We start from the raw sequence: 23,882 nt of genomic DNA, 5'->3' as shown, positions 1-23,882 counted from the left end.
GCCATGGCTCGACGCTACACAGCTACTTGACTGACACCCGCCACACCACGTCGCCCACGTCATCAGCCACCAGCAGCGCGCCTTCGGCGTCCATCGCCATGCCCACCGGTGCACCCATCAGGGTCTTCTCGTCCTTCGAGGCGAAGCCGCTGACCACGGTCTGCGGCCGCCCGGTCGGCTTGCCGTCCTTGAACGGTACGTAGACCACTTCGTAGCCGCTCAGCGGCGAGCGGTCCCAGCTGCCGTGTTCGCCGATGAAGGCACCGCCGTGGTATTGCGGCGGCAGCGCCTGGCCGGTGTAGAACAGCAGGCCCAGCGGCGCCACGTGCGAGCCGATGGCGTAATCCGGCACGATCGCTTTGGATACCAGGTCCGGCCGCTGCGGCTGCACGCGCTCGTCCACGTGCTGGCCGTAGTAGCTGTAGGGCCACCCGTAGAAGCCATCCTCCTTCACCGAGGTGAGGTAATCAGGCACCAGGTCGGCACCGATCTCGTCGCGCTCGTTGGCCACTGCCCACAGCTGGCCAGTGCTCGGCTCCCAGTCCAGCCCGGTCGGGTTGCGGATGCCCGACGCAAAGATGCGGCTGCCACGGGTGGCCACGTCCACTTCCAGCACCACCGCGCGGCGGTATTCGACGGCAAGACCATTTTCGGTGATGTTGCTGTTGGAGCCCACGCCCACGTACAGCTTGCTGCCATCGCGGCTGGCCAGCAGTTCCTTGGTCCAGTGGTGGTTGATGGTGCTGGGCAGGTCGGTGAACTCGCGGCCCTTGTCGGACATGCGGGTTTCACCAGGCACGTAGTGGTACTGCACGATGTTGCCGGTGTTGGCCACGTACAGCGTGTCGCCGATCAGCTGGATGCCGAACGGCGAATGCAGGCCTTCGATGTAGACATGCTGGGTCCAGGTGTTCATGCCCGGCGTGCGGCGCAGCAGGGTGACCCGGTTGCCGCCCTTGCCGGCCTTGCCCGAGCGCGCCTTCACCTTGCCGGCGATCCACTGCTTGGGCGTGGTGACCGGTTCTTCGCCGGGGCCGTTGCCTTCCACCACCAGTACATCGCCGTTGGGCAGGGTCAGCAGCCGCCGCGGATGCTGCAGGTTGGCGGCGATGCGCTCGATCTTCAGGCCTTCGACCACCGTGGGGGTCTGTCCATCAGCCCAGCCGACGCCCTTGGGCACCTGCATCGGCGGCATCAGGAAGTTGGCCGGCTTGGGCAGCGGCGGCTGCGGGCCCGACTGGTCGGCCGGATGGTACTCGGCCTTGCCGGCGCAGGCCGACAGGGCGGCGGCCAATGCCAAGGCGGCGACGGTGGGCAGGATGTGCTTAGCCATGACGACCTCCCTGCAGCACCGGCGGCTGCAGTGACAGCAGGATCAGGCCCAAGGCGATCAGGGCCACGGTCAGCGCCGACAGGATCGTGCCTGGCACTGCAACGGCATACGCATCGCGGCTGTGCACGAAGGCGTTCCAGATGGCCAGCACCACCGCGACCAGGTTGAGGAAGAAGTCGATGCGGTCGATACGGGTGGCCGTGCCGTTGGGGCGCCAGACCGCGAACAGGTTGATCAGGCGCGGAAGGATGGCGATCAGCAGGCCGAAGGTGATCAGCCAGGCGGCGGCCTTGCCCCACATCACCTCGGCGCTGTTGAGGTAGATAGCGTCGAAGATCAGTGCACCGACGAAGAAGCCGAAGGGTATCGGGTTCAACAGGCTGAACAGCGTGGTGCCGAGGCCGCGATGGGCCTGGGCGAGCGGATTGACCATCATCGTGCTCCGTGCGGAAGGGTGCACGGGCTGTAGTAACACAGCGCGATGTGAGGGCGCGCGATGATACCTGGTAGATCCACGCCATGCGTGGATGCAGGTGCCAATCAGGATTGGCGTCCGCCAGATGCGGGGCACGGCGGTCGTCATTACCCCGCGGCATAAGCGTTTGTGACGCAATCGGCACATCTGCACATTGCTTGTGTGAAGAGGTAGGGAGTTCTTCGTTGTGTCGCGTTTGGCTCGTTGCGATGGGGCAGTTCCGCCCCGCCGTCCTGCCATGCCGATTCACAACAGAAGGATTCGTGTATGAAGCGACACACGCAACGCAACGTGCCACCGCGCGCCGCGCACCTGGCCCTCGCCACTGCCCTGGTGCTGGGCAGCCTGGCCGTCACCGCCCAGGCCCAACAGGCCGATCCGCTGGCGGGTATCCAGTGGCACCTGCTCAATACCGGGCAGACGGTCCCGGCCGACACGCTGCCGGTAGCCGGCAACGACCTGAACGTGGATGGCCTGTTCCGCAATGGCATCCGTGGCCAGGGCGTCACCATCGCCATCGTCGACGACGGCCTGCAGATCGCCCACCCGGACCTGGCGGCCAACGTGGCCGCGGTAGCCGGCAAGAACTTCACCAATGGCTCGAACAACCCCACCCCGACCAACCCGGATGTCGACAACCACGGCACGATGGTCGGTGGCATCGCCGGTGCGGTGGGCGCCAACAACCTGGGCGTGCGCGGTGTGGCCCCGGCGGCGACGCTGAAGGGCTTCAACCCGATTTCGCGCTCAGCCCTGGGCAACCAGCAGAGCAACATCGAGTACGCCTGGTGGGACGGCGCGGAGTCGGCCGACGTGCAGGTGTTCAACAACAGCTGGGGCGCCGGCCCGGGCAATCCGAACCTGCCGTTGGCGTACAGCGAAAACACGATTCGTTCGTATGAGCAGGCCCTGTCGGGTACGCGCGGTGGCCGCGGCGGCATCTACGTGAAGTCGGCCGGCAACAACTTCAACAATGCCTCGATCAGCCAGACCCAGGATGTCTGCACCACCGACACCAAGAACCGCAACACCGGCTGCGTGCCGGCTGGCCGCGACCCGCGCAACAACCTGTTCAACGTCATCACCGTAGGCGCGGTGCGCGCCGATGGCGTGCGCTCGTCGTATTCCTCCACCGGCTCGGCGCTGTGGGTGTCGGCCTTTGGCGGCGAGTACGGCCTGCAGGCGCAGTACGCCCCGGGCCTGGTGGCACGCGCCTACGACCCGGCCATCGTCACCACCGACGTGACCGGGTGCGCGCAGGGCAGCAACAAGAACACCAACCGCCAGAACACGCTGGACAGCAACCTGTCGGCCATCGACAGCACCTGCAACTACACCGCCAAGATGAACGGCACGTCCGCGTCGGCACCGATGGTGTCGGGCGTGGCGGCGCTGGTGCTGGAAGCCAATCCGAACCTGTCCTATCGCGATGTGAAGTACATCCTGGCCACCACCGCCACCCGCAACCACCCGAACCAGCCGGCGGTGACACTGGCCGACGGGCGCACGCTGGTGCCGGGCTGGACGGTGAATGCTGCCGGCCGTGCCTACAGCAACTGGTATGGCTTCGGCGTGGTCAACGCTGCACGTGCAGTGCAGGTCGCCGAGAACTTCCAGTCGCTCGGTGCGCTGGTCGACAGCGGCTGGCGCAACACCACGCGTACCGTGGCCATCGGCAACACCTCGGCTGCCGCCGCACGCCTGACCTTCCAGTTGGCCAACGGCGCGCGCAACATCGAAAGCGTGCAGCTGGGCTTCCGGGTCAACCACCGCAACACGCGCCAGCTGCAGTTCGTGCTGGTGTCGCCCAGCGGCACCCGCAGCGTGGTGCAACCGGCGTTCACCGCGATCGGTTCGGGCACGGGTGGCGCGCAGAGCAACTTCACCAGCTGGGACCTGCTGTCCAGCAATGCCTTCCTGGATGAAAATGCCAGCGGCACCTGGACGCTGGAAGTGACCGACATGGGGCAGGCCGCGACCGCAGCTTCGCGCGGCAACCTCGAATTCTTCAAGATCCGCGTTCTGGGGCACTGATGATGAAGACCACCATTCTGTTGAGCACGCTCGCCTTCGCGGCGATGACCTCCCCTGCCTGGGCACAGAGCTCGGGGCAGACCCCTCCAGCCAGGACCCTGTCGACCGTGGATGCGCAGGAACTGAAGGCGTCCGCTACCGGCCGCTCGTTCGATGTGGGCGGCACGCGCTTCCAGCTGTCTCCCTCGACCACCGTGAAGCAGGCCAGCGGCGGTCAGTTCACGATCACCCCGCAGGCGGCGGCGACCACCAGTTCGCGTACCAAGCGTTCGCTGGATGGCGCAGCGGCCGCGCCTGCTGATGCCGGTGCCGGCAAGTTCGCGGCGGCGGTCTCCCGCGACGGAGCGCCGGTGGTGGCGACCTCGCGGGTCAAGGTGTTCTTCACCGATGCGGCATCGGCCCAGCGCGCGGCTACGGCCACCGGTGGCACCGTGGTGAAGGTGTCGAAGGCTTCGGGCCAGGCCATCGTGGAGTATCCGTCGGTGAACGCGGCACTGGATGCGACCACCAGGCTGCTGTCCACCGCCGGTATCCGCGCCACCGAGCCGGACGTGGTGCAGTGGGAAGAGACCAAGTAAGGCGTTGAGCGGTGCCCCGGCCGGCTGGCTCTCCTGGCCGGCCGGGGATTGGTGTGGGGGTGTGCCGACCAACGGTCGGCACCCACCGCGGTAAAGGTGGCGTCAGCGGGCGGCGAGTGTGCCGCTGTGCTTGAGGTGGCAGCTGGCCAGCGCGTCGTTGCCGGCGGCGGGATGAGCGGGCTCCAGCAGCAGTCGCTGCACGTCCGAGAACAGCTTTTCCACCGGCATGCCGTAGGGCGCGAACAGGCGCAGTCGACCCTGGCGGTCGAACACGTAGCCACCGGCAATGTGGCTCATCGTGTAGGTATCCGGTACTTGACCGGGTTCCTTTTCGTAGAACGCCTTGAAGTCGCTGGCCATCGCCGCCAGCTGCGCTTCGTTGCCGACCAGTGCGATTGCCTTGGGGTCGAACGCTTCCACGTAGGTCCGCGCAACCTCCGGGGTGTCGCGGGCCGGGTCAACGCTGACGAACACCACCTGCAGCTGGTCGGCATCCTTGCCCATCAGGTGCTTGACCTGGCTCAGCTCGACCATGGTGGTCGGGCACACGTCCGGGCAACTGGTGAAACCGAAGAACAGATAAGTCACCTGCCCCTGCAGGTCCTTCGGGCCACGCACGGTGCCGTGGCTGTCGGGCATCGACCACTCCTGGCCGAGCTCTTCGCAGGCGATGTCCTTGGAGTAGAAGTCCATGCGCGACTGCGCACTGCAGCCGGCCAGCAGGCCGAGCAGCAGGCCTGCGGCCAGCCGCAGGCCACGTTGGGGGAACGCGATGCCTTTCACGGTTCGCAGGCTCAGTTGATCATCATGTGGTAGTGCATGCTCCAGATGATCCACACCGACAACGCGACGATGATGAACAGGATCACCAGGGTGAACACGAAGCTGGCCAGGTTCCAGCCACCTTCGGACTTGCGGTCCATGTGCAGGAAATAGACCAGCTGCACCAGGATCTGCGCCACCGCGAAGCCGACCAGCAGGAACAGCGTGAGCGGCCGCGACAGCACCGGGTTCATCACCAGTGCGAACGGCACCACGGTCAGCAGCGCGCACAGCACGAAGCCGATCAGGTAGGACTTGGTGGAGCCGTGCGCATTGCCGGCGCGCGAAGTTTCGACGTGGGCCATGTCAGAAGGCTCCGATCAGATAGACGAAGGTGAAGACGCAGATCCACACCAGGTCCAGGAAGTGCCAGAACAGGCTCAGGCACGACACACGGGTGATGTTGGTCGGGGTCAGGCCACGGCGGTAGACCTGGTGCATGACCACCGCCATCCAGATCAGGCCGCTGGCCACGTGCAGGCCGTGGGTGGCGACCAGCGCGAAGAACGCCGACAGGTAGGCACTGGTGCTGGGGCCTGCGCCTTCGTGGATCAGGTGCGAGAACTCGTAGATCTCCATGCCGATGAACGAGGCGCCGAGCACGAAGGTCACGCCCAGCCAGCGCAGCACCGCCGAGGTGTCGTGGCGGTGCATCGCCAGCACGGCCTGGCCGTAGGTGATGCTGGAGACCAGCAGCAGGAAGGTCTCGGCCATCACGAACGGCAGCGAGAACAGCTCCTTGCCGGTGGGGCCGCCGGCGTAGGCGGTGCTGAGCACCGCGTACGAGGCGAACAGCGAACCGAACAGCACCAGGTCGGACATGAGGTAGACCCACATGCCGAACACCTTCATGCCGCCCTGTTCGTGGCCGTGGTCGTGCTCGTGGTGGTCCTCGCGCGCCTGCGTGTCGCTGGCCAGTTCGGGGCGGGTCAACAGGTTCATGCGCGTACCTCCTTCAGCTTGGCAAGGTTGGCCGCTTCGGTGCGCGCCACTTCTTCGGAACTGACGTAGTAGTCCACATCCTCGTCGTAGGACCGCACGATCAGGGTGACGATCATCGCGATGAAGCTGGCCGCGGCCATCCACCAGATGTGCCAGACCAGGGCGAAGCACAGCACCAGGATCCAGATGTTGAGGATCAGCGGCACGCCGGTGTTCTTCGGCATGTGGATCGGTGCGTACTTCTTCGGCGGCGGCGGCAGGCCGCGCTTCTTCGCTTCGTGGAAGGCGTCCAGCTCATCGGCCTTGGGCACCACGGCGAAGTTGTAGAACGGCGGCGGCGACGGCGTGGCCCATTCCAGCGTGCGTGCATTCCACGGGTCGCCGGTCAGGTCCAGGTTGCGCTTGCGGTCGCGCACGCTCACGTAGATCTGCACCAGCATCAGGATGATGCCCGCGAACACGAACAGCGCGCCGATGAAGGCGGCGATCAGGTACGGCGTCCACGCCGGGTTGTCGTACTGGTTCATGCGGCGGGTCATGCCCATGAAACCCAGCATGTACAGCGGCATGAAGGCCAGGTAGAAGCCGATCACCCAGCAGGCGAACGACCACTTGCCCAGGCGCTCGTTGAGGGTGAAGCCGAACACCTTCGGGAACCAGTAGGCGAAGCCGGCCAGGTAGCCGAACAGCGCGCCGCCGATGATGGTGTTGTGGAAGTGCGCGACCAGGAACAGGCTGTTGTGCAGCAGGAAGTCCGCGCCCGGGATGGCCAGCAGCACGCCGGTCATGCCACCGATGGTGAAGGTGACCAGGAAGGCGATGGTCCACAGCATCGGCACGCTGAACTCGACGCGGCCGCCGTACATGGTGAACAGCCAGGTGAAGATCTTCACGCCGGTGGGGATGGCGATGATCATCGTCATGATGCCGAAGAAGGCATTGACGCTGGCACCGGAGCCCATGGTGAAGAAGTGGTGCAGCCAGACGATGAACGACAGGATGCCGATCGCCAGCGTGGCACCGACCATCGACTTGTAGCCGAACAGCTTCTTGCGCGCGAACGTGGCGGTCACTTCGGAGAAGATGCCGAACGCCGGCAGCACCAGGATGTACACCTCCGGATGGCCCCAGGCCCACACCAGGTTCACGTACATCATCGGGTTGCCACCCAATGTGTTGGTGTAGAAGTTGAAGTCCAGGTAGCGGTCCAGGGTGAGCGCACCCAGCGCCACGGTCAGGATCGGGAAGGCGGCGATGATGATCACGCTGGTGACCAGCACGGTCCAGGTGAACACCGGCATCTTCATCAGGGTCATGCCCGGCGCACGCATGCGCAGGATGGTGATGAACAGGTTGACGCCGGTCAGCAAGGTGCCGACACCGGACGCCTGCAATGCCCAGATGTAGTAGTCGACACCCACGCCTGGACTGAACTCGATGCCCGACAGCGGCGGATAGGCGACCCAACCGGTCATGGCGAATTCGCCAACGCCCAGCGAGATCATCATCAACGCTGCGCCGACCACGAAGATCCAGAAGCTGAAGGCGTTGAGGAACGGGAACGCCATGTCGCGCGCACCGATCTGCAGCGGCACGATGATGTTCATCAGGCCGACCACGAACGGGGTGGCCACGAAGAAGATCATGATCACGCCGTGCGCGGTGAAGATCTGGTCGTAGTGCTCCGGTGGCAGGAAGCCGTCACTGCCCGGCCCGGCCGCCGCCAGCTGCGCGCGCATCATCAGCGCATCGGCAAAGCCACGCACCAGCATGACCAGCGCCACCACCACGTACATGATGCCGATCTTCTTGTGGTCCACGGTGGTGAACCAGTCACGCCAGAGCGGCCCCCACAGCTTGAAGTACGTCACCGCGCCGAGCAGCGCGAGGCCGCCCAGCACCATGGCCGCCAATGTGACCACGACGATCGGCTCGTGCAGTGGCACGGCCTCCCACGTCAATTTACCCAACATGTTCGTTACTCCTGGGAAACCTGGGCACCGCCGGCAGCGCCCGCCGGGGTAGCAGCAGCGGTGTTCTCACCGACGCCGATGAACTGGTCGATGACCTTCTTGAACAGCAGCGGTTCAACACTGGAGAAGTGCTGCACCGGTGCGTTCTTCGACGGCGCGGCCAGCGCCTTGAACTGCGTGAAGCTGAGCGCGTCCGGCGCGCTGCGCACCTCGGCCACCCAGCGATCGAAGTCTTCGTTGCTGCTGGCGGTGGCGATGAACTTCATGTTCGAGAAGCCATGCCCGCTGTAGTTGCCGGACATGCCACGGAACTGGCCGGGCTCGTTGGCGATCAGGTGCAGCTGCGTGCGCATGCCGGCCATCGCGTAGATCTGCCCTCCCAGCTGCGGGATGAAAAAGGTATTCATCGTCGAGTTGGAGGTGATGTTGAACGCCAGCGGGCGGTTGGCCGGGAAGTTGAGCTGGTTGACCGTGGCGATGCCCAGGTCCGGGTACACGAACACCCACTTCCAGTCGGTGGCGATCACGTCCACGTGCAGCGGCTCACCGGCCACGTCCAGCGGCTTGTACGGGTCCAGCTCGTGGGTCGACTTCCACACGATCACCGCCAGCACCGCGATGATGATCAGCGGCACGCCCCAGACCACGATTTCCACCTTGGTGGAGTGCGACCAGTCCGGCGTGTATTTCGCTTTGGTGTTGCCAGCGCGGTAGCGCCAGGCGAATACGAAGGTCAGCACGATGGCCGGTATCACCACGATCAGCATCAGGCCGATGCAGATCAGGATCAGGTCGCGCTGGGCGAGCCCGACCATGCCCTTCGAATCCAGCAGCACCCAGTCACAGCCCGACAGGCCGACGCAGGCCAGGGCGACCAGCGCCAGGCGGATGCGGTTCCAGCAGATATTCATTGGAGGTCAACCCTGTTGAAGAAGCGCGCTTGACCGGCTCGCCTGCGCGCAGCGCCCGGGCGTGGAGCGGCTACACTGTGGGTACGAGGTCGCCTACAAGCAGGCGAACCACTCCAATCAAGCCCATACAAGATACATTATTGTATGGACTTGTGCATCTGTACGTATGGAAAAAACTGACCGATGACGCCACCTGCCGCCGGCCGCCGCCTGAAACACCCCAATCGCACCTGGGTTCGCCCCTTCCGCGAGGGCGCCGGCCCGCTGTACCTGCAGATTGCCCAGCAGGTGCGCGAGGCGGTGGATGACGGCGTGCTGCGCCCGGGCGACCGCCTGCCGCCGCAGCGCGACCTGGCCCAGCAGGTGGGCGTGGACCTGACCACGGTCACCCGCGCCTTCGCCGAGCTGCGCCAGGCCGGCCTGCTCGACGCGCAGGGCGCCGGCGGCACCTTCATCGCGCTGTCGGCCGGCAACCGCAGCACCTCGGTGGACCTGAGCATGAACATCCCGCCGCTGCTGGGCAGCGCGCCGTTCGCACAGGGCATGGAGGCCGGCTTCCAGCACGTGGGCCAGCAGCTGGGCCAGGGCGAACTGATGAGCTATCACGTCGGCGCCGGCACCCGTGAGGACCGCGCCGCCGCCGTGCAGTGGCTGGCGCCAATGCTGGGCACGGTCGGCGCCGACCAGGTGGTGATTTGCCCGGGCGCGCAGACCGCGCTGTGCGCGCTGATCCTGGCCCGCACCCAGCCGGGCGAGCTGATCGCCGCTGAGCAGCTGACCTACCCGGGCCTGCTGGCCGCCGCGCGCGTGCTGCAGCGGGGCGTGGTGCCGGTGGCGATGGACGCCGAGGGCATGCTGCCGGACGCGCTGGAGGAGGCCTGCCAGCTACGCCGCCCGCGCCTGCTGTACCTGGTGCCGACCATCCAGAACCCGACCACGGCAACGATGTCGGCGCAGCGCCGGCAGGCCCTGCTGGCGGTGGCGGAGCGCCACGATCTGACCGTGATCGAAGACGATCCCTACTGGTTGCTGGCCGGTGACGCCGCGCCACCGCTGGCCGCCCACCGCGACGCCGGTTGCCCGGTGTATTACATCTCCACCCTGTCCAAGTGCCTGGCGCCGGGCCTGCGCACCGCCTACCTGGTGGTGCCGGCCGGCGAGCCGATGGAACCGGTGCTGGACGCCCTGCGTGCGATCGCACTGATGCCGACCCAGTCGATGGTGGCGGTGGCGTCGCAGTGGATCCGCAGCGGCCAGGCCCGGGACATGGTGCAGCGCTTCCAGCAGGAACTGCGCGAGCGCCAGGCGATTGCCGCGCAGTTCCTGCCGCCCAGCGCCCAGGCGCATCCGGCCGGCCTGCATGTGTGGCTGCCGCTGCCGCCACGGCTGGACCAGTACCGGTTGATCCAGGCCGCACAGGAACAGGGCCTGGGCATCGCCAGCTCGGATGCCTTCAGCGTGGAAGAGCCGCCGCCTGGCAACGCGATCCGCCTGTCGCTGGGCGGCGCGGTCGACCAGGGCGCGCTGGCCGGGGCGCTGGCCAAGCTGAACGAGATTCTGTCCGAAGCCCCCGAGGCCCGGCACAACGCCATCGTCTGAACCGGGTGCATGGCACTTCATCCATACAAGATGATATTTTGTATGCAATGTATGGATGAAGGGACGTGCATCGATGCGCGCCGAGAAACTGAAGTTCCACCTGGTGATGGCCGGGTGCGGTGGCTTTGTGGTGTTGATGCTGGCCGCGCTGGCCTGGGTCTGCCTGCAGCCGCAGACCGTGGACGTGCAGGCCGCCGAACGCCACGCCATCGAGCAGTGCGTGCAGCGCAGCGAGGATCCGTCGCGTAGCGAGATCCAGCGCCGCGCGCAGGCCGATTCCTGCCGCGAGATGCGCAAGCAGTACGTGCACAAGTTCGGCCGGGAAGATTCCTGATGGGCGCAGCCGCGCCGCGTCGCCGCAGGCTGCTGCCGACGATGATCGCCCTCGCCTGCCTGTTCATGGCTGGCGTCGCGGCTGCGCTGTGGCAGTACTTCGGCTACAGCGCGCAGTCCACCTTCACCGAACAGGCCATCGTCTTCGACGATTCGCAGCTGCGCCTGCCGGCCGATCTGGCCGGTGATACCGGCCGCATCCGCGTGGTGCATTTCTGGGACCCGGCCTGCAGCGTGTGCAACCGCGAGACCGGTGCGCACCTGAGCTACCTGATCAGCATGTACCGCCGCGCCGGCATCGACTTCTATGCGATCCGCCGCCCCGGTACCCAGGGCGAGCTGCCCGAGCCGCTGCGCAACAAGGTGATCAACCTGCCGACCATTGATGGCATCGAACACATCCCGGCCAGCCCCGCCGTAGCCATCTGGGATCGCCAGGGCCACCTCGCCTATGCCGGGCCGTACAGCATCGGCATGGTCTGCAACTCGGCCAACAGCTTTGTCGAACCGCTGCTGGACAGACTGGTGCGCGGCGAGACCGTGCGCCCAAAGGGACTGCTTGCCGTGGGCTGCTACTGCCCCTGGCAGGCCAAGCGCTGAGGACGCGCAATGACATCACTGACGCTGGCCGGTGCGGCCGCCGCAAACAACAACGGCGGTCACCTGTCCGAACCGACCGATGGTTATGGACAGGCTCCCGCCGTTGGAAGCAACGATACGCCCCGACATGCTCCGTACATGCCGCGACCGGATGTCGCAGCGCGCGAATGGGTGCAGGACGTGCTCGCGCACAACGGGCCGATCTACCTGCGCATCGTCAATTCGCTGGAACGCACGGTGCGCCGTGGCGGCCTCGCACCCGGACAGCGCCTGCCCTCGCAGCGCGCGTTGGCGCAGCAGCTCGGCATCGACCTGACCACGGTCACCCGCGCCTTCGATGAAGCACGCAAGCGCGGCCTGATCGAAGCACGCGGACCACAAGGCAGTTTCATCGCACCGCCCAAGGCCGGCTTCGACCAGGCGGTGGACCTGAGCATGAACGTGCCGCCGGTGCCCGATGCCGATGCGCTGGCCGAGACGCTGCGCCGCGGTGCGGCCGCCGTGCTTGCGCGCAGCAATGCACCGAACCTGATGACCTACCACCTGGGCGGTGGCAACCCGACCGACCGACATGCAGCGGCGCGCTGGCTGCAACCGATGCTGGGAAAGGTGGACGACGCCTGCCTGCTGCTGACCGAAGGCGCCCAGGTGGCGCTTGCCGCGATCCTGGTCAGCCAGGGCCGCGACGATGATGCGATCCTCTGCGATGCGCTGGTCTATCCCGGCCTGCTGCAGGCCGCCGCTGCACTGGGCCGACGGCTGCTGCCAGTGGACAGCGACGAACATGGCATGTGCCCCGATGCGCTGGCCCGGCTGGCACGCGAAAGCGGCGCGCGGTTGGTCTATCTCAACCCCACCTGCCAGAACCCGACCGCGCTGACCCTGCCGCTGCAGCGGCGCGAAGCGCTGGCACGCGTGCTGGAGCGCGAAGGCCTGCTGGCGATCGAAGACGATCCTTACTGGCACCTCGCCGAGGATGCACCGACACCGCTGGCGGCACTGGCACCGCGTCATGTGTTCTACGTGGCGACGCTGTCGAAGGTGATCAGCCCCGGCCTGCGCACTGCGTTCGTGCAGTGCCCAAGCGCTGCGCACGCCGAGGCGATGACGGCTGCATTGCGGGCGACGCGGCTGATGGGCCATCCGCTGGTCTCGGCGTTGGCCAGCCAGCTGCTGCTGGATGGTTCGGCGCAGTCACTGCTGGCCCAGGTGCGCACCGAGGCACGCGAGCGCATGCGCATGGCGCGCTACCTGCTGGCGCCATCGCTGCTGCAGCGCGCGGAAGGCCTGCATGCCTGGTGCCGGGTGCCGGCGCCGTGGACCGACGCCACGCTGGTGCGTACCGCACAGCTGCAGGGGCTGGCGATTGCGCCGTCTTCGGCGTTCTGTCCGCCAGGGGTCTCGCACCAGAGCGGCGTGCGGTTGTCGCTCGGGCTGGCGGCGGACCGCCGACAGCTGGAGAGTGCGCTGCGACGGATTGATCGGTTGTTGTTGTCCGATGCGTTGCCGGCGATCGAGCGGTAGCCCTGGAATGGGATGTGCCTACCAACGGTCGGCACCCACCCGACCGGTAGTGCCGGCCGCTGGCCGGCGGAAGATTCCCCGGCACGGTTGGAATGTGCCAACCAACAGTTGGCACCCACCCGACCGGTAGTGCCGGCTGCTGGCCGGCGGAAGATTCCCCGGCACGGTTGGAATGTGCCAACCAAGGTTGGCACCCACCAGATCGGAGGTAGATCGTGGAATGGGATGTGCCGACCAACAGTCGGCACCCACCCGACCGGTAGCGCCGGCCGCTGGCCGGCGGAAGATTCCCCGGCACGGTTGGAATGTGCCAACCAAGGTTGGCACCCACCAAAGCAGGGTCAGGCCAAGGCGGAGAGGGCCTTCACCAGCGCATCCATCTGCTCCGGCCGGGTGAACACCGATGGCGTCACGCGTACACAGGCACCCGAGTCCAGGCCATCGCGATACGTGGTGAAAATCCGATGCTCATCCAGCAGGCGCTTCTGCAGCGCGAGGTTGTCAGCCACGCTGGTGCGCCCGCGCAGGCGGAAGCTGGCCAGCGCACTGGCCAGCGCCGGGTTCGGCGAGGACAGCACCTCGATGTGCGCCATCTTCCGCGCTGGCACGGTCCAGCGCTCGCGCAGGTAGCGCAGCCGCGCCTGCTTGTTGGCCACACCTACGCGCTGATGCAGGGCAATCGCCTCCGGCAGTGCCAGGTAGGCGGCGAAGTTGACCGTACCGGTGTGCACGCGGCTGCCGACACGGCCATCATCGGTCTCGCCCATGTACGGGTCCAGGTCCGCCACGCGCCCCTTGCGCACGTACATCGCGCCGACGCCGACCGGCGCGCCGATCCATTTGTGCAGATTGATGCCCACGAAGTCAGCTTTCAGATCCGGCACGGCGTAGTCGATCTGACCGAAACCATGGGCAGCATCAACGATCACATCGATACCGCGTGCCCGCGCACGCTCGGCGATCTCGGCCACCGGCAGCACCAGCCCATGGCGATGGCTGACCTGGGTCAGCAGCACCAGTTTCAGGCGCGGCAACCGCGCGAACGCGGCCTCGTAGGCCTGCAGGATCTGCGCGTGGTCGGGCACGGCCGGTAGCGCGATACGCTCGACCTGCACGCCGCGACGCTGCTGCAGCCAGCGCATCGCGCCGATCATGCTGTCGTAGTCGATGTCGGCATACAACACCTGGTCGCCGGGCTGCAGGCGGTTGTAGCCACCGATCAGCGCCAGCATCGCCTCGGTGGCCCCCCGCGTCAGTGCGATCTCATCAGCACCCACACCCAGCAGTTCGGCTACCTCTCGCTGCACCGCCATGTATTGCGCCGGAAACGCGCGGCGCCCATACCAGGCGTTGCCACGGTTCACTTCAGTGGTGTGGCGCTGGTAGCTGGCCAGCGTCTCGCGACCCATCGCGCCCCAGTAGCCGTTCTCCAGGTGGTTCACTTCATCGGTGATGTCGAAGTGGCTGGCCACGGCGGCCCAGTAGCCTTCATCGCGGGCCAGCACGTCCGGCGCCACGGTCGTCGAGGGAATCTCCATCGGCGAAGCGTAACGCGCAGCGGCGCTGGCAGGCAGTGAAGACAGTGCAGCTGCGGCCGGCAGCAGTGTGCCGGCGCGCAGCAGGGAACGACGACGAGCGTCCATCAGAAGGTCAGCCGGTACTGCGCGTACAGGTTGGCACCGTCGGTGTCGTACGGCGCGTTGCGCGAGTAGACCAGGCCACGGCTGGCCTGGAACGTGGCCTCATCCGGGTAGCGATCGAACACATTGTCGGCGCCCACGCGCAGGCTGTGGTGCTCGTTGATGCGATAGCCCACGGCCAGGTCGAGGAAGCTCATCGCACCGAAGCGCTGGTAGATGTCGCCCACCGCGTTGCCGCTGGAATCGGTCCAGGCGCCGTAGTAGCGCATGCGCGCCATCAGCGACCAGGCACCGATGTCCCAGCTGCTGGTCAGACTTCCCTTGTGCTCGGGCAGGCGATCTTCGAACAGCACGCGCTGGGTCTCATTGGTGGCCACCGAGGTGCTGCCGTTGTCCACGCGTGTACGGTTGTAGTTGTAGGCCAGGGTCAGCGTCATGCGGCCGGCGCCGAGATCACGCAGGTAGTTGCCGACCACGTCCACGCCGGTGGTGGTGGTATCGAAGTCGTTGGTGAAGTAGTTCACCGAGGTGTAGCCCAGTGGATTGGGCGTACCGGCCGGAATGGCGAAGCTGGCCGACTGGCTGAAGCGGTCGGTGAGCTTGATCTGGTAGACATCCACCGAGCCGGACAGGCCCAGGTCGGTGCGCCAGGTCAGGCCCAGCGAGGCGGTGCGCGATTCTTCCGGCTTCAACGGCTTGGCTCCAAGCAGCTGCGCCAGCGGATCGTTCGGCGACAGGCGGCCACTGGTGAAGATCTGCAGCGTGCGCGTGTCCAGGCCCTGGGCGGTGCTGGTGGTGTTGAGCTGCGCCGGCGTCGGTGCGCGGAAGCCGCTGGACACGGTACCGCGCAGGGCCACGTCCGGGGTGATCGCAAAGCGCGCCGACAGCTTGCCATCCAGTGTGCTGCCGAAGCTGGAGAAGTCCTCGTAACGGCTGGCCGCACCGATGCTCCAGCGCTCACCCAGCGGCACCTCCATGTCCACGTAGGCGGCCTTGCTGCGCTGGTTCCACTGCCCGGCCTGGCTGGCCGAGAAGCCCGGCGCGCCATTGGAGTTGGCTTCCAGGCCCGCGGCCGCGCCCGGACCCACCGCGTACGAGGCCGGGTCACCGGCGCGCACCTGGTAGGTCTCCTGGCGGAACTCGCCACCAAAGGCAACGTTGATCGGCTTGGACAGCGCGGCCACGTCCCATTCGTAGTTGAAGTCGGCGTTGGCGTTCTTCTCGGTCTGGGTCAGGCGGCCGAGATCGAACGCGGTCGGGCTGGCGGGACCCAGCGAGGCGTTGATCGAATTCTTCAGGCTGTAGTCGATGGCATTGCGGCCATACGAGGCGCTTACATCCCAGCGCAGCTTCGGCGTGATCTCACCGCGCAGGCCACCGACCAGCTGCAGGTCGTTCTGGACGTTGCCGTACTGCGGGCTGAAGCCGACCGGATACAGCAAGCGCAGGTTCCAGCCAGGGAAGATGGAGGTGGTGCGGTACGCGCCGGTGGTGGTGTCCGGGTTGCGCCAGTTGAAATCACTGACGCCATCGCTGTGGCTGTACAGGCCGAAGGCATAGAGCTCCAGCGTCTCGCTGGCGTTGGCCTTCACGTTGAAGCCGACGCGGCGGCTTTCCAGCTCCGGCTGGCCCCAGCGCTGCACCGGGTTGGGAACGTCCAGCTCGGGATGCGCGGCCTGGAAGGCGATGGCATCGGGGCGCTGGCGGGTGCGCGAGGTGGCATCGGAATTGGAGGATTCAGCGAACAGCACCAGGCTGCCATAGTCGCCCAGCGACCAGCCGGTGCGCGCACTGAAATCGCGGGAGGCACCGTCGCCCTGCGCGTACTGCGAATAGCCGGCGGTGATCTCGGTGCCCGGACCATCCTCGAGGATGATGTTGATGACACCGGCGATGGCGTCCGAGCCGTACTGCGCCGATGCGCCGTCGCGCAGCACTTCGATGCGCTTGATCGCGCTGGTCGGAATCTGTGCAAGGTCGGCCGCCTGTGCACCACGGTTGCCGAGCAGCGCGCTGCGGTGGAAGCGGCGGCCGTTGACCAGCACCAGGGTCTGGTCCGGCGACAGGCCACGCAGGGTGGCCGGGCGCACGAACACCTGGCCGTCGGCCATCGGCAGGCGCTGCACCACGAACGACGGCACCAGCTGGGCCAGCACGTCCTTCAGGTCGGTGGATTCGACGGACGTGATGTCTTCCTTGGTGAACACGTCCACCGGCGCCAGTGTTTCGAACTGAGTGCGGTTGGACGCGCGGGTACCGGTGACCAGCATCGCGTCGAGCTGGGTGGGTGCGGCGCGGTTGCCGCCTGCGGCATCGACCGCATCGGCTTCCGCTGCGATCGCGCCTCCTGCGCTGGCCATGGAAAGGGCAAGGAGGATGGAACGCGAAAGCTTCGAACGATACACGGCAGGGCTCCGGGAGGACGCGACAGGGCCAGCACCTGTGCGGACACAACAGGCCTGGACAAGGCGCGCAGTCTCGGCGCGATGTGTGAAGGAGGCATGACGTCAGTACGACAGCTTGATGCGCCGACCAAGGTTGGCCCCTGCCAGGGCTCATCCGTAGATACACGCCATGCATGGGTGGCAATGAAGACCCACGCCCCATCCCCGCACACTGCGGCTAGCCGTTGGCGTCGTCGCCAAAGCCGAAACGGGCCGGCCGTGCCGTTCGCAGCGGAACGAACATCATGGCGGCGAACACCATCAAGGCGGGGGTGGACATGATCCAGATGCCCCTGTTGCGAATCCCGATCCCCATGAAGTCGACCTGCAGATCGCCGATCCATTGCAGCTGCGTCAGTATCATCACCAGCCCGCCGATAGTCGCGCACGGCAACCCACCGTGACCGGCCCCCAACAACGTCGGTGTCAGAAACCCGCCCAGCAACGCGAAGCCGACACGGTACACCCAGGGATTGCCGCGCCACCGTGGCGCGCCGAACAACATCAGCAGCATCAGCGCCAGGGTCAACAGACTGGGAAGTACCCATAGGGCAAGCAGCATTTCGATCATCTCGATCATCGGCCGGGCTCCGCTGGCCTGGCATCCCACGTCGTCGATCGCATCTCCCTGCCCCTCATCACGTCCATGAAGCACGCATTGTTGCCGGTACGCAGGCAGACGCAAAGCCCCGGCAGCGCAAGAACTGCTAAACGCCGCGCCTGCCGATCCGCTACTGTGCCGGCATTGGATGCGGGGAACGGCAGGATGAGCGCGGCAGGCAAGGCGTTGTGGTACATCGAAACCCATGCGGACCAGCCATTGGCGCTGGCCGATATCGCCGCTGCGGCTGGCCTGTCGCCGTTTCATCTGTCACGCCTGTTCCAGGCCCGCACTGGCACCTCGGTGGTGCGCTACCTGCGGGGACGGCGCCTGACCGCTGCGGCGCAGCGGTTGGCCGACGGGGCGGGGGATATCCTGCAGGTCGCGCTGGGAGCCGGCTATACCACCCATGCCGCGTTCACCCGCGCCTTCAACGAACAGTTCGGGCAGACGCCGGAACGGGTACGCGAACAGGGCACCGATGGCCTGGCGCTGGTACAGGCGATCCGCGTGGACGATGCGCCGGCGCCCTGCGGTGAGGCGCCGCGACTGCTCGACACGCCCGCTTTCCAGGTGACGGGCATCGGCATGCGGCATACCCGCGACAGTGGCGGTGCGATACCCGGGCAGTGGGCGCAGCTCAATCGGGAATGGCCGGCGCCGGCGCCGATCAGCTTCGGCGTGTGCTGCAACAGTGATGACGATGGCGGCTTCGATTACATCGCGGCTCTGCCGGCAAGCGCGGTGCCGAGCGTGCCTGCGCACTGGCGGCGCGTGGACATCCCGGCGCGCCGCTACCTGGTGGCCTGGCACGGCGGACACATCTCGGCCATCCGCTCGACCTGGTTCTGGTTGCTGGATCACTACCTGCCCGGCTCCGGCCTCAGCCTGGCCAATGCACCCGATCTGGAGCGCTACGACACCCGCTTCGACGAGCACACCGGCAACGGCGGCGTGGAGATCTGGTTGCCGGTGGACGAACGCCCTCGCTGACAAGGAGTTGAAGATGCGCATGACCGCCGCTGTGCTGGGAACGATGCTGATGTGCCTGGCGACCACCGCGGCTGCCCGCGAATCCAGGGCGGCCGGCGAGCGCCATGGCACGACGTCGGCGGCCGGCGCCGCCGTGCGCGACGCGCAGCACCGAGACACCCTGCGCTACACGGTCTGGTACCCCGCACAGGCCGGCAGCCGGGAAACCGCGCTGACCCTCGGACCACCCGATGCGCCGCTGTTCGACGTCGGCCGTGCCGCAATGGATGCGCCGGTGGTGGGTGATCGCCTGCCGACCCTGCTGCTCTCGCATGGCAACGGCGGCAGCGCGCGCATGATGGGCTGGTTGGGCACGGCGCTGGCGCGGAACGGTTATCTGGTGATCGCGGTCGATCATCCCGGCAACAACGGTGCCGACGAGATGACCCTGCCCGGCAGCGTGCTGACCTGGCTGCGCGCGGATGATCTGCGCGCCGCGCTGGTGGCAGTACAGGCTGATCCCGTGCTCGGTCCCCACGTCGACGCCGAGCGTCTGGGTGTCGTCGGATTCTCCGCCGGTGGCTACACCGCGCTGCTGGCCGCCGGTGCACGACCGGACCTGCAACGACTGCTGGCCTTCTGCACCACGCATCCGGATGACGGTGTCTGCCGGCCCCAACAGGAAGCCGCCACGCACACGATGGAAGCCCGTATTACCGCTGCAAGCTCGCCGGAACTGTTGCCATGGATCTCCCGCGCCAACGAATCGCGCGCGATCCCCGGCGTGCGCGCGGTATTCCTGCTGGCGCCAGCGATCGTGCAGGCATTTGCGCCCGAGCAGCTGTCCTCGTTGCGGCAGCCGGTTTCGATCGTGCTGGGCGAAGCGGACGCGGTTGCACCTCCACAGAGCAATGGCGCGGCCGCCGGGGCCCTGATTCCGGGCGCGGAACTGCAGCGCTTGGCCGATGTGGGCCACTATGATTTCCTGGCCGCGTGCACAGAGACCGGGCAGCAGCAGCTGCAGGACCTGTGCACTACGTCGGTGCCAAAGGCACAGACCCACGCGCAGGCATTGGATGCAGCGATACGGTTCTTCGACCATTCACTGCGCTAGTGGCCTTCGCACTACGCCCGGCGCTACAGTGGTCGCGTCCACGGAGGAACGATCATGCGCCTGCTGCACCTCACCCTGCCGGTCTCCGACGTCGGTGCCGTGGCCAGCTACTTCCACGATGTGCTGCAGCAGCGCGTGATCGGCCCCCATGTGCACATCGGCTGGAGCACGATCGAACTGCAGCCCGCTGAAGGACGTCCGCTCGGAGGCGTGCACCTGGCCTTCAACGTGCCGGACAACCGCTTCGGCGAGGCGATGACGTGGCTACGCGAGCGCACGCCACTGCAGCGTAATCCGGCGGGGCTGGACTACTTTGCGCTGGAAAGCAGCTGGCAATCGCAGTCGGTGTACTTCACTGGCCCCGATGGCTTGATCCTGGAACTGATCGGCCGCCGCCGCTTGCCCGACAGTACGCATCAGGGCGCCTTCCACGGCAGCGAACTGACCTGCCTGAGCGAGGTCGGCCTGCCCAGCCACGATGTCGATGCTGTGCGCGAACAGTCCAGCCTGCGGTTTGGCCTGCAACCGATCAGCCCGCCTTCGCCGCAGTTCGCGCCGATGGGCGACGACGAAGGGCTGCTGATCGTGGTCGCTGCGGACCGGCGCTGGTTCCCCGAGCAGAAGGACCTGCCCAATGCGCAGGGGCTGTTGCTGCAGGTCGGCGACGTGGCCGGCCCGGGCGTTGTGGAGGACGCTGCACTCGGCTGGCGTGTGCAGGCGACCTGATCTACCAGCTGCCCGACGCGCCGCCTCCGCCGCTGCGGCCGCCGCCTCCGGACCAACTGCTGGAGCTGCTCGACGACGAACTGCTGGATGACGAACTGGACGCGCTGCGGTGGCCGCCGGATGATCTGCGGCTGCCGCGAGCCTTCTCACCTGGCAGCATGGTGAAGATCCAGGTGAAGTACAGCACGAGCGTGCCGGCACTCCACCCGATCGTCGTGGCGAGGCGCGCAACCGGGCCGGCGCGATCGATGGCCAGCAGTGCGAAGAGCACGTAGCCCGCAGTCAGCAGCAACAGCACTGCGCACCTCACCCCGAAGCTGCTGCGGTCCTTGTGCCAGCGCGCGCGGCACGCCTGTACGAGGAAGAACACCAGCATGGCCACGATGCCGACCGCCAGGTCCAGCAACGTGTGCAGGGCCAGACTGGGTGGCAACTGGCCACGCACCACCATCACCACGAAGAACCCCGAACTGACCCCGAGCATGCCGAGCAGCACCACGCGCACACCGCGACTGCGGTGCCAGCACCAGCCAAGCAGGCTCGCCACCGGTACGCACAACGCCAACACGATGCAGAGCGCTGCCAGTGCCTGGCGTGGCGCCCACATGGCCGCCGCCAGCACGCCCGCGGCCACCACGGCCGTCACCAGCAGCGGGCGGGCCCAGGCCGGCAATCGCTCCGGGTGCGCCTGCGCCGTGGTGACCTCGCGCGGCGCTCCACGCCGGCGCTCGCGATGCCTGCGTGCGAAGTCGTCCGGCATCCTGGCCGCCTGCGCCGAGGGCGGCGAGCGCCACAGACCCGCAAGGAAGCCGGCCAGCAGCGTCAGTGCAACCACCGAGTCCGCGCTGCGCCAATCGGGCGGCAGCACGTTGCGCATCGATGGCGCTTCCGATGCCGGCAGGTCCTCGCCATCGATCAGCGCCACTATGATCTTCGTTCCATCCAGCACGCCCTGGTCAAGGTCGCCATCGCGGAAACGCGGCACGATCGCCTTGTCGATGATGCGGGCGGCATAGGCATCGGGTATCGCGCCCTCCAGGCCGTAGCCGGTCTGGATGCGTACACGGCGGTCCTGCACGGCCACAAGCAGCAGCACGCCATCGTCAACGCCTTCGCGGCCCAGCTGCCACTGGTCGAACACCCGCTGTGCGTAAGCTTCGATGCCTTCGTCGCCAACATGGTTGACTACCATCACCTGCAGCTGCGCGCCGGTGCGCGCCTGCAACTGGAATGCCTGCGTGCGCAGTTTGTCGCGGGTATCCGCCGAAAGTGCGTTGGCGGCGTCCACCACCGGATCATCCAGCGCAGGGACTGCAGCACCGGCCATCACCACCCTCGGCAACAGGCACAACAGCATCAACAGCCATGCCGTGGCCCAGGTGCACGTCATCCTGCGCAGCAGGCTCACGTACCCTGCCCTGCCTCGATCCGCGCATGCAGCGCCTGCAGTTGCGCGACCGCCTGGTTGAGCACCTGCAGATCGGCATCCACCAGGGCCGCCCAGTCAGGCGCGTGCCCCAACAGCTGCGCCACCTGCTCGTTCGGCGCGCGATCGAAGCCCTCGCCAAGCACGGCAAGATAGCGCGCACGGAACCCCTCGGGATCGCGCTGGTCCTGCACATACAACTGCACGGCCAGCAGACCCGCATACAGGTAGTTCACCAGATAGTTCGGGTCTTCATACATCAGGCGCTTGCCGATCCAGGCGTTGCGCAGCTGCGGGTAGCGCTCCGGTTGCTGGCCGAAGCGTGCGAGCACCCGCCCGGTCAGCGCGTCCAGGTCATCGGCGGTGCCCAGCGTGCCGGCGGCAACGCCCTGGTAGATCGACTGCTCCAGCTGCGCTTCCTCGGATGAGGTGAACAGCTGCAGCACCATGTCGTCCAGCAGCGATTTCAGGTAGTAGGCCTTGGCACGCGGGTCCTGTGCCTGCTGGTACAGCTGGTCGCGGAAGCGCAGCTCGTTGTAGATCGCGAACGCCTCGGTCAGCCACTGGCTGCCATTGCGCTGCAGCGGCGACGCATGACCCCGCTGCATCCACTCGCCGTGCAGGGCATGGCCAGCTTCATGGGCGATCTCGACATCGCTTTCCAGGTCCCCGCTGCGGACACCAACGAACAGCATTGCCGGCACACCGGGAGCGCTCACGGAGAACGCGTCCTGGCTGCGGTCACCGCGTTCGGTGGCCAGATCCATGCGGTGGCTGGCCGGATCGAGCAGCGCGCGCAGTTCAGCGACGTACGCCGGGCCCAGGTGCTGCATGGCATCGGCGGCGTTGTCGCGCAGCTGCGCCAGCGTCAGCATCGGTGGCGTGTAGCCGGCATCGGGCACCGTGGTATCCCAGATCTGCGGCGCGTCGATGCCCGATCGCGCAGCGTGGTGCAGCAGCATCTCCTGGTAGGCGCGGCGGTCTTCCGCATGCTGTTCGATCGCCACCAGCGTTGCATCCACTGCGGCAGTATCCAGGCCCATGCGCTGATAGCCATGTGCCGGCGCCGAGCCGTCACCCTGCAGGCGTGCCGCGGCGTCATTCACCTGCACCAGCCCCAGCAGCACCGACGCCATCGGCTCACGGCGCGATTGCAGGCCTCGCCAGTAGCCCTTCCAGCCCGCCTCGCGCAGGGCGCGGTCGGGCTGCCGGGCCAGTGCCTGCCTGTCGCGCCCCGTGTCCCAGTGCCGGCCGCCGTGCTCGAGCTGCGGGTACTCGGCGCTGCGCAGGATCTGCCCACGCAGGCGCGCGAAGCTGTCCAGCGCCGGATCGGCCAGTGCCTCCACGGCCTCATCCAGCGCGGCGTTGGCCGGGGCGGCGGCCTCCTTCAACGCGCGTGCGCGCAGGAAGCCATAGGGTGCTGCCCATGGCGCATCCGCGGGCGCCTCGCGCAGAGCGGCGCGGCCGCTGCGGGCAATGCGGCTGCACAGCCCCATCACCTGGTCCAGCGCCTGGGCCGGACGCTGATCACGCGCATTGCGGGCGGCCTGCAGGTGCAGGTAGCTGTGATGGCGCAGGCACTGCGCCTCCAGTACCTCGGCCTGCCGGAAGCGTTCCGCGGGTGCAACGGTGGACGCCTGCTGCAGAGCCTCGACGCGCTTGCCCAGTGCGTCACGCGCGGCCTGTTCGGCGGTGGCATTGGCGAAGTAGGCGCGGTCATCGGCATGCACCGACTGTGCCTGGGCGCCGCTGAGGGAGGCTATCGCCAGCACAGCTGCGATGGCGGTGGTGGTGGCGTGCTTCCTGAAAGCCTGCATCGGCGTCTCCCTGCCTGG

General features: G+C 67.0%; 21 protein-coding genes. 9 read left to right on the top strand and 12 right to left on the bottom strand.

Going from position 1 to position 23,882, the window contains the following annotated elements:
* Positions 1-22: 22 nt before the first annotated feature.
* Complete coding sequence (locus AC5P9L_RS19485; RefSeq protein WP_262101569.1) at positions 23-1,333, bottom strand: PQQ-dependent sugar dehydrogenase; 1,311 nt, start codon at positions 1,331-1,333, stop codon at positions 23-25.
* Positions 1,326-1,766, bottom strand: coding sequence for a DUF2231 domain-containing protein (locus tag AC5P9L_RS19480; RefSeq protein WP_062605460.1), 441 nt, complete (start codon positions 1,764-1,766; stop codon positions 1,326-1,328). Before AC5P9L_RS19480 ends, AC5P9L_RS19485 begins: the two co-directional genes overlap by 8 nt.
* Positions 1,767-2,075: 309 nt before the next feature.
* Here AC5P9L_RS19480 and AC5P9L_RS19475 point away from each other — a divergent pair, with 309 nt between their 5' ends.
* Positions 2,076-3,842 (top strand): S8 family serine peptidase, encoded by a 1,767-nt coding sequence (locus tag AC5P9L_RS19475; protein ID WP_138970020.1) that lies wholly within the window; start codon positions 2,076-2,078, stop codon positions 3,840-3,842.
* The gene (locus tag AC5P9L_RS19470; protein WP_005414757.1) at positions 3,842-4,420 is read left to right on the top strand and encodes a hypothetical protein; all 579 of its coding nucleotides are present in this window, start codon (positions 3,842-3,844) and stop codon (positions 4,418-4,420) included. Before AC5P9L_RS19475 ends, AC5P9L_RS19470 begins: the two co-directional genes overlap by 1 nt.
* Positions 4,421-4,522: 102 nt before the next feature.
* Here the strand turns inward: AC5P9L_RS19470 and AC5P9L_RS19465 are convergent, their stop codons facing one another.
* Genes AC5P9L_RS19465 through cyoA form a run of 5 tightly spaced genes read right to left on the bottom strand, consistent with a single transcriptional unit; the run spans position 4,523 to position 9,068 of the window.
* A complete protein-coding gene (locus AC5P9L_RS19465; protein ID WP_262101568.1) occupies positions 4,523-5,203 on the bottom strand; it encodes an SCO family protein in 681 nt (226 codons plus the stop codon).
* A gap of 11 nt (positions 5,204-5,214) precedes the next feature.
* Positions 5,215-5,547 carry a cytochrome o ubiquinol oxidase subunit IV gene (cyoD, locus tag AC5P9L_RS19460; protein WP_005411473.1) on the bottom strand — a complete coding sequence of 111 codons (333 nt, stop codon included), beginning with the start codon at positions 5,545-5,547 and terminating at the stop codon, positions 5,215-5,217.
* Between the two features lies 1 nt (position 5,548).
* Positions 5,549-6,184, bottom strand: a complete 636-nt coding sequence (cyoC, locus tag AC5P9L_RS19455) for a cytochrome o ubiquinol oxidase subunit III (RefSeq protein ID WP_012481498.1) — start codon at positions 6,182-6,184, stop codon at positions 5,549-5,551.
* Positions 6,181-8,157 (bottom strand): cytochrome o ubiquinol oxidase subunit I, encoded by a 1,977-nt coding sequence (gene cyoB / locus AC5P9L_RS19450; RefSeq protein ID WP_012481499.1) that lies wholly within the window; start codon positions 8,155-8,157, stop codon positions 6,181-6,183. The genes cyoC and cyoB overlap by 4 nt, the downstream gene beginning before the upstream one ends.
* A 5-nt stretch (positions 8,158-8,162) precedes the next feature.
* Positions 8,163-9,068 (bottom strand): ubiquinol oxidase subunit II, encoded by a 906-nt coding sequence (gene cyoA / locus AC5P9L_RS19445; RefSeq protein WP_049418470.1) that lies wholly within the window; start codon positions 9,066-9,068, stop codon positions 8,163-8,165.
* 183 nt (positions 9,069-9,251) lie between these two features.
* Between cyoA and AC5P9L_RS19440 the strand changes: the two genes are divergently transcribed.
* The 4 genes from AC5P9L_RS19440 to AC5P9L_RS19425 are packed head-to-tail and all read left to right on the top strand — an operon-like array spanning position 9,252 to position 13,124.
* A complete protein-coding gene (locus tag AC5P9L_RS19440) occupies positions 9,252-10,667 on the top strand; it encodes an aminotransferase-like domain-containing protein (protein WP_005411477.1) in 1,416 nt (471 codons plus the stop codon).
* A gap of 55 nt (positions 10,668-10,722) precedes the next feature.
* A complete protein-coding gene (locus AC5P9L_RS19435; RefSeq protein ID WP_005414763.1) occupies positions 10,723-11,001 on the top strand; it encodes a hypothetical protein in 279 nt (92 codons plus the stop codon).
* Positions 11,001-11,600 (top strand): DUF6436 domain-containing protein, encoded by a 600-nt coding sequence (locus AC5P9L_RS19430; protein ID WP_005411479.1) that lies wholly within the window; start codon positions 11,001-11,003, stop codon positions 11,598-11,600. Before AC5P9L_RS19435 ends, AC5P9L_RS19430 begins: the two co-directional genes overlap by 1 nt.
* Before the next feature lie 9 nt (positions 11,601-11,609).
* Positions 11,610-13,124 (top strand): aminotransferase-like domain-containing protein, encoded by a 1,515-nt coding sequence (locus AC5P9L_RS19425; protein WP_262101567.1) that lies wholly within the window; start codon positions 11,610-11,612, stop codon positions 13,122-13,124.
* A 341-nt stretch (positions 13,125-13,465) separates the two neighbouring features.
* Here the strand turns inward: AC5P9L_RS19425 and AC5P9L_RS19420 are convergent, their stop codons facing one another.
* The 3 genes from AC5P9L_RS19420 to AC5P9L_RS19410 form a co-directional block, all read right to left on the bottom strand.
* Positions 13,466-14,767: an aminotransferase class V-fold PLP-dependent enzyme gene (locus AC5P9L_RS19420; RefSeq protein ID WP_262101566.1), complete on the bottom strand. Its 1,302-nt coding sequence runs from the start codon at positions 14,765-14,767 to the stop codon at positions 13,466-13,468.
* Positions 14,767-17,169, bottom strand: a complete 2,403-nt coding sequence (locus AC5P9L_RS19415; RefSeq protein WP_262101565.1) for a TonB-dependent receptor plug domain-containing protein — start codon at positions 17,167-17,169, stop codon at positions 14,767-14,769. The genes AC5P9L_RS19420 and AC5P9L_RS19415 overlap by 1 nt, the downstream gene beginning before the upstream one ends.
* A gap of 217 nt (positions 17,170-17,386) precedes the next feature.
* Positions 17,387-17,788: a hypothetical protein gene (locus AC5P9L_RS19410; RefSeq protein ID WP_099484234.1), complete on the bottom strand. Its 402-nt coding sequence runs from the start codon at positions 17,786-17,788 to the stop codon at positions 17,387-17,389.
* Positions 17,789-17,974: 186 nt separating this feature from the next.
* Between AC5P9L_RS19410 and AC5P9L_RS19405 the strand changes: the two genes are divergently transcribed.
* Genes AC5P9L_RS19405 through AC5P9L_RS19395 form a run of 3 tightly spaced genes read left to right on the top strand, consistent with a single transcriptional unit; the run spans position 17,975 to position 20,621 of the window.
* Positions 17,975-18,802 (top strand): AraC family transcriptional regulator, encoded by an 828-nt coding sequence (locus AC5P9L_RS19405; RefSeq protein WP_099484235.1) that lies wholly within the window; start codon positions 17,975-17,977, stop codon positions 18,800-18,802.
* 13 nt (positions 18,803-18,815) lie between these two features.
* On the top strand, positions 18,816-19,895 hold the full coding sequence (locus tag AC5P9L_RS19400; protein ID WP_088611089.1) for an alpha/beta hydrolase family protein: 1,080 nt from the start codon (positions 18,816-18,818) through the stop codon (positions 19,893-19,895).
* A 54-nt stretch (positions 19,896-19,949) separates the two neighbouring features.
* Positions 19,950-20,621, top strand: coding sequence for a VOC family protein (locus AC5P9L_RS19395; RefSeq protein ID WP_099490424.1), 672 nt, complete (start codon positions 19,950-19,952; stop codon positions 20,619-20,621).
* Position 20,622: 1 nt separating this feature from the next.
* Here AC5P9L_RS19395 and AC5P9L_RS19390 read toward each other — a convergent pair whose 3' ends face one another.
* Together AC5P9L_RS19390 and AC5P9L_RS19385 are read right to left on the bottom strand one after the other, a co-directional pair.
* Positions 20,623-22,023, bottom strand: coding sequence for a TPM domain-containing protein (locus AC5P9L_RS19390; RefSeq protein ID WP_062605447.1), 1,401 nt, complete (start codon positions 22,021-22,023; stop codon positions 20,623-20,625).
* A 2-nt stretch (positions 22,024-22,025) separates the two neighbouring features.
* Complete coding sequence (locus tag AC5P9L_RS19385; protein ID WP_111193513.1) at positions 22,026-23,864, bottom strand: M3 family metallopeptidase; 1,839 nt, start codon at positions 23,862-23,864, stop codon at positions 22,026-22,028.
* Positions 23,865-23,882 lie beyond the last annotated feature (18 nt).

It is taken from the genome of Stenotrophomonas sp. YJH_SMC_64, assembly GCF_059371375.1.
Note: the sequence above shows the minus strand (reverse complement) of the source record. Positions and strands in the feature narration are given on the sequence as shown.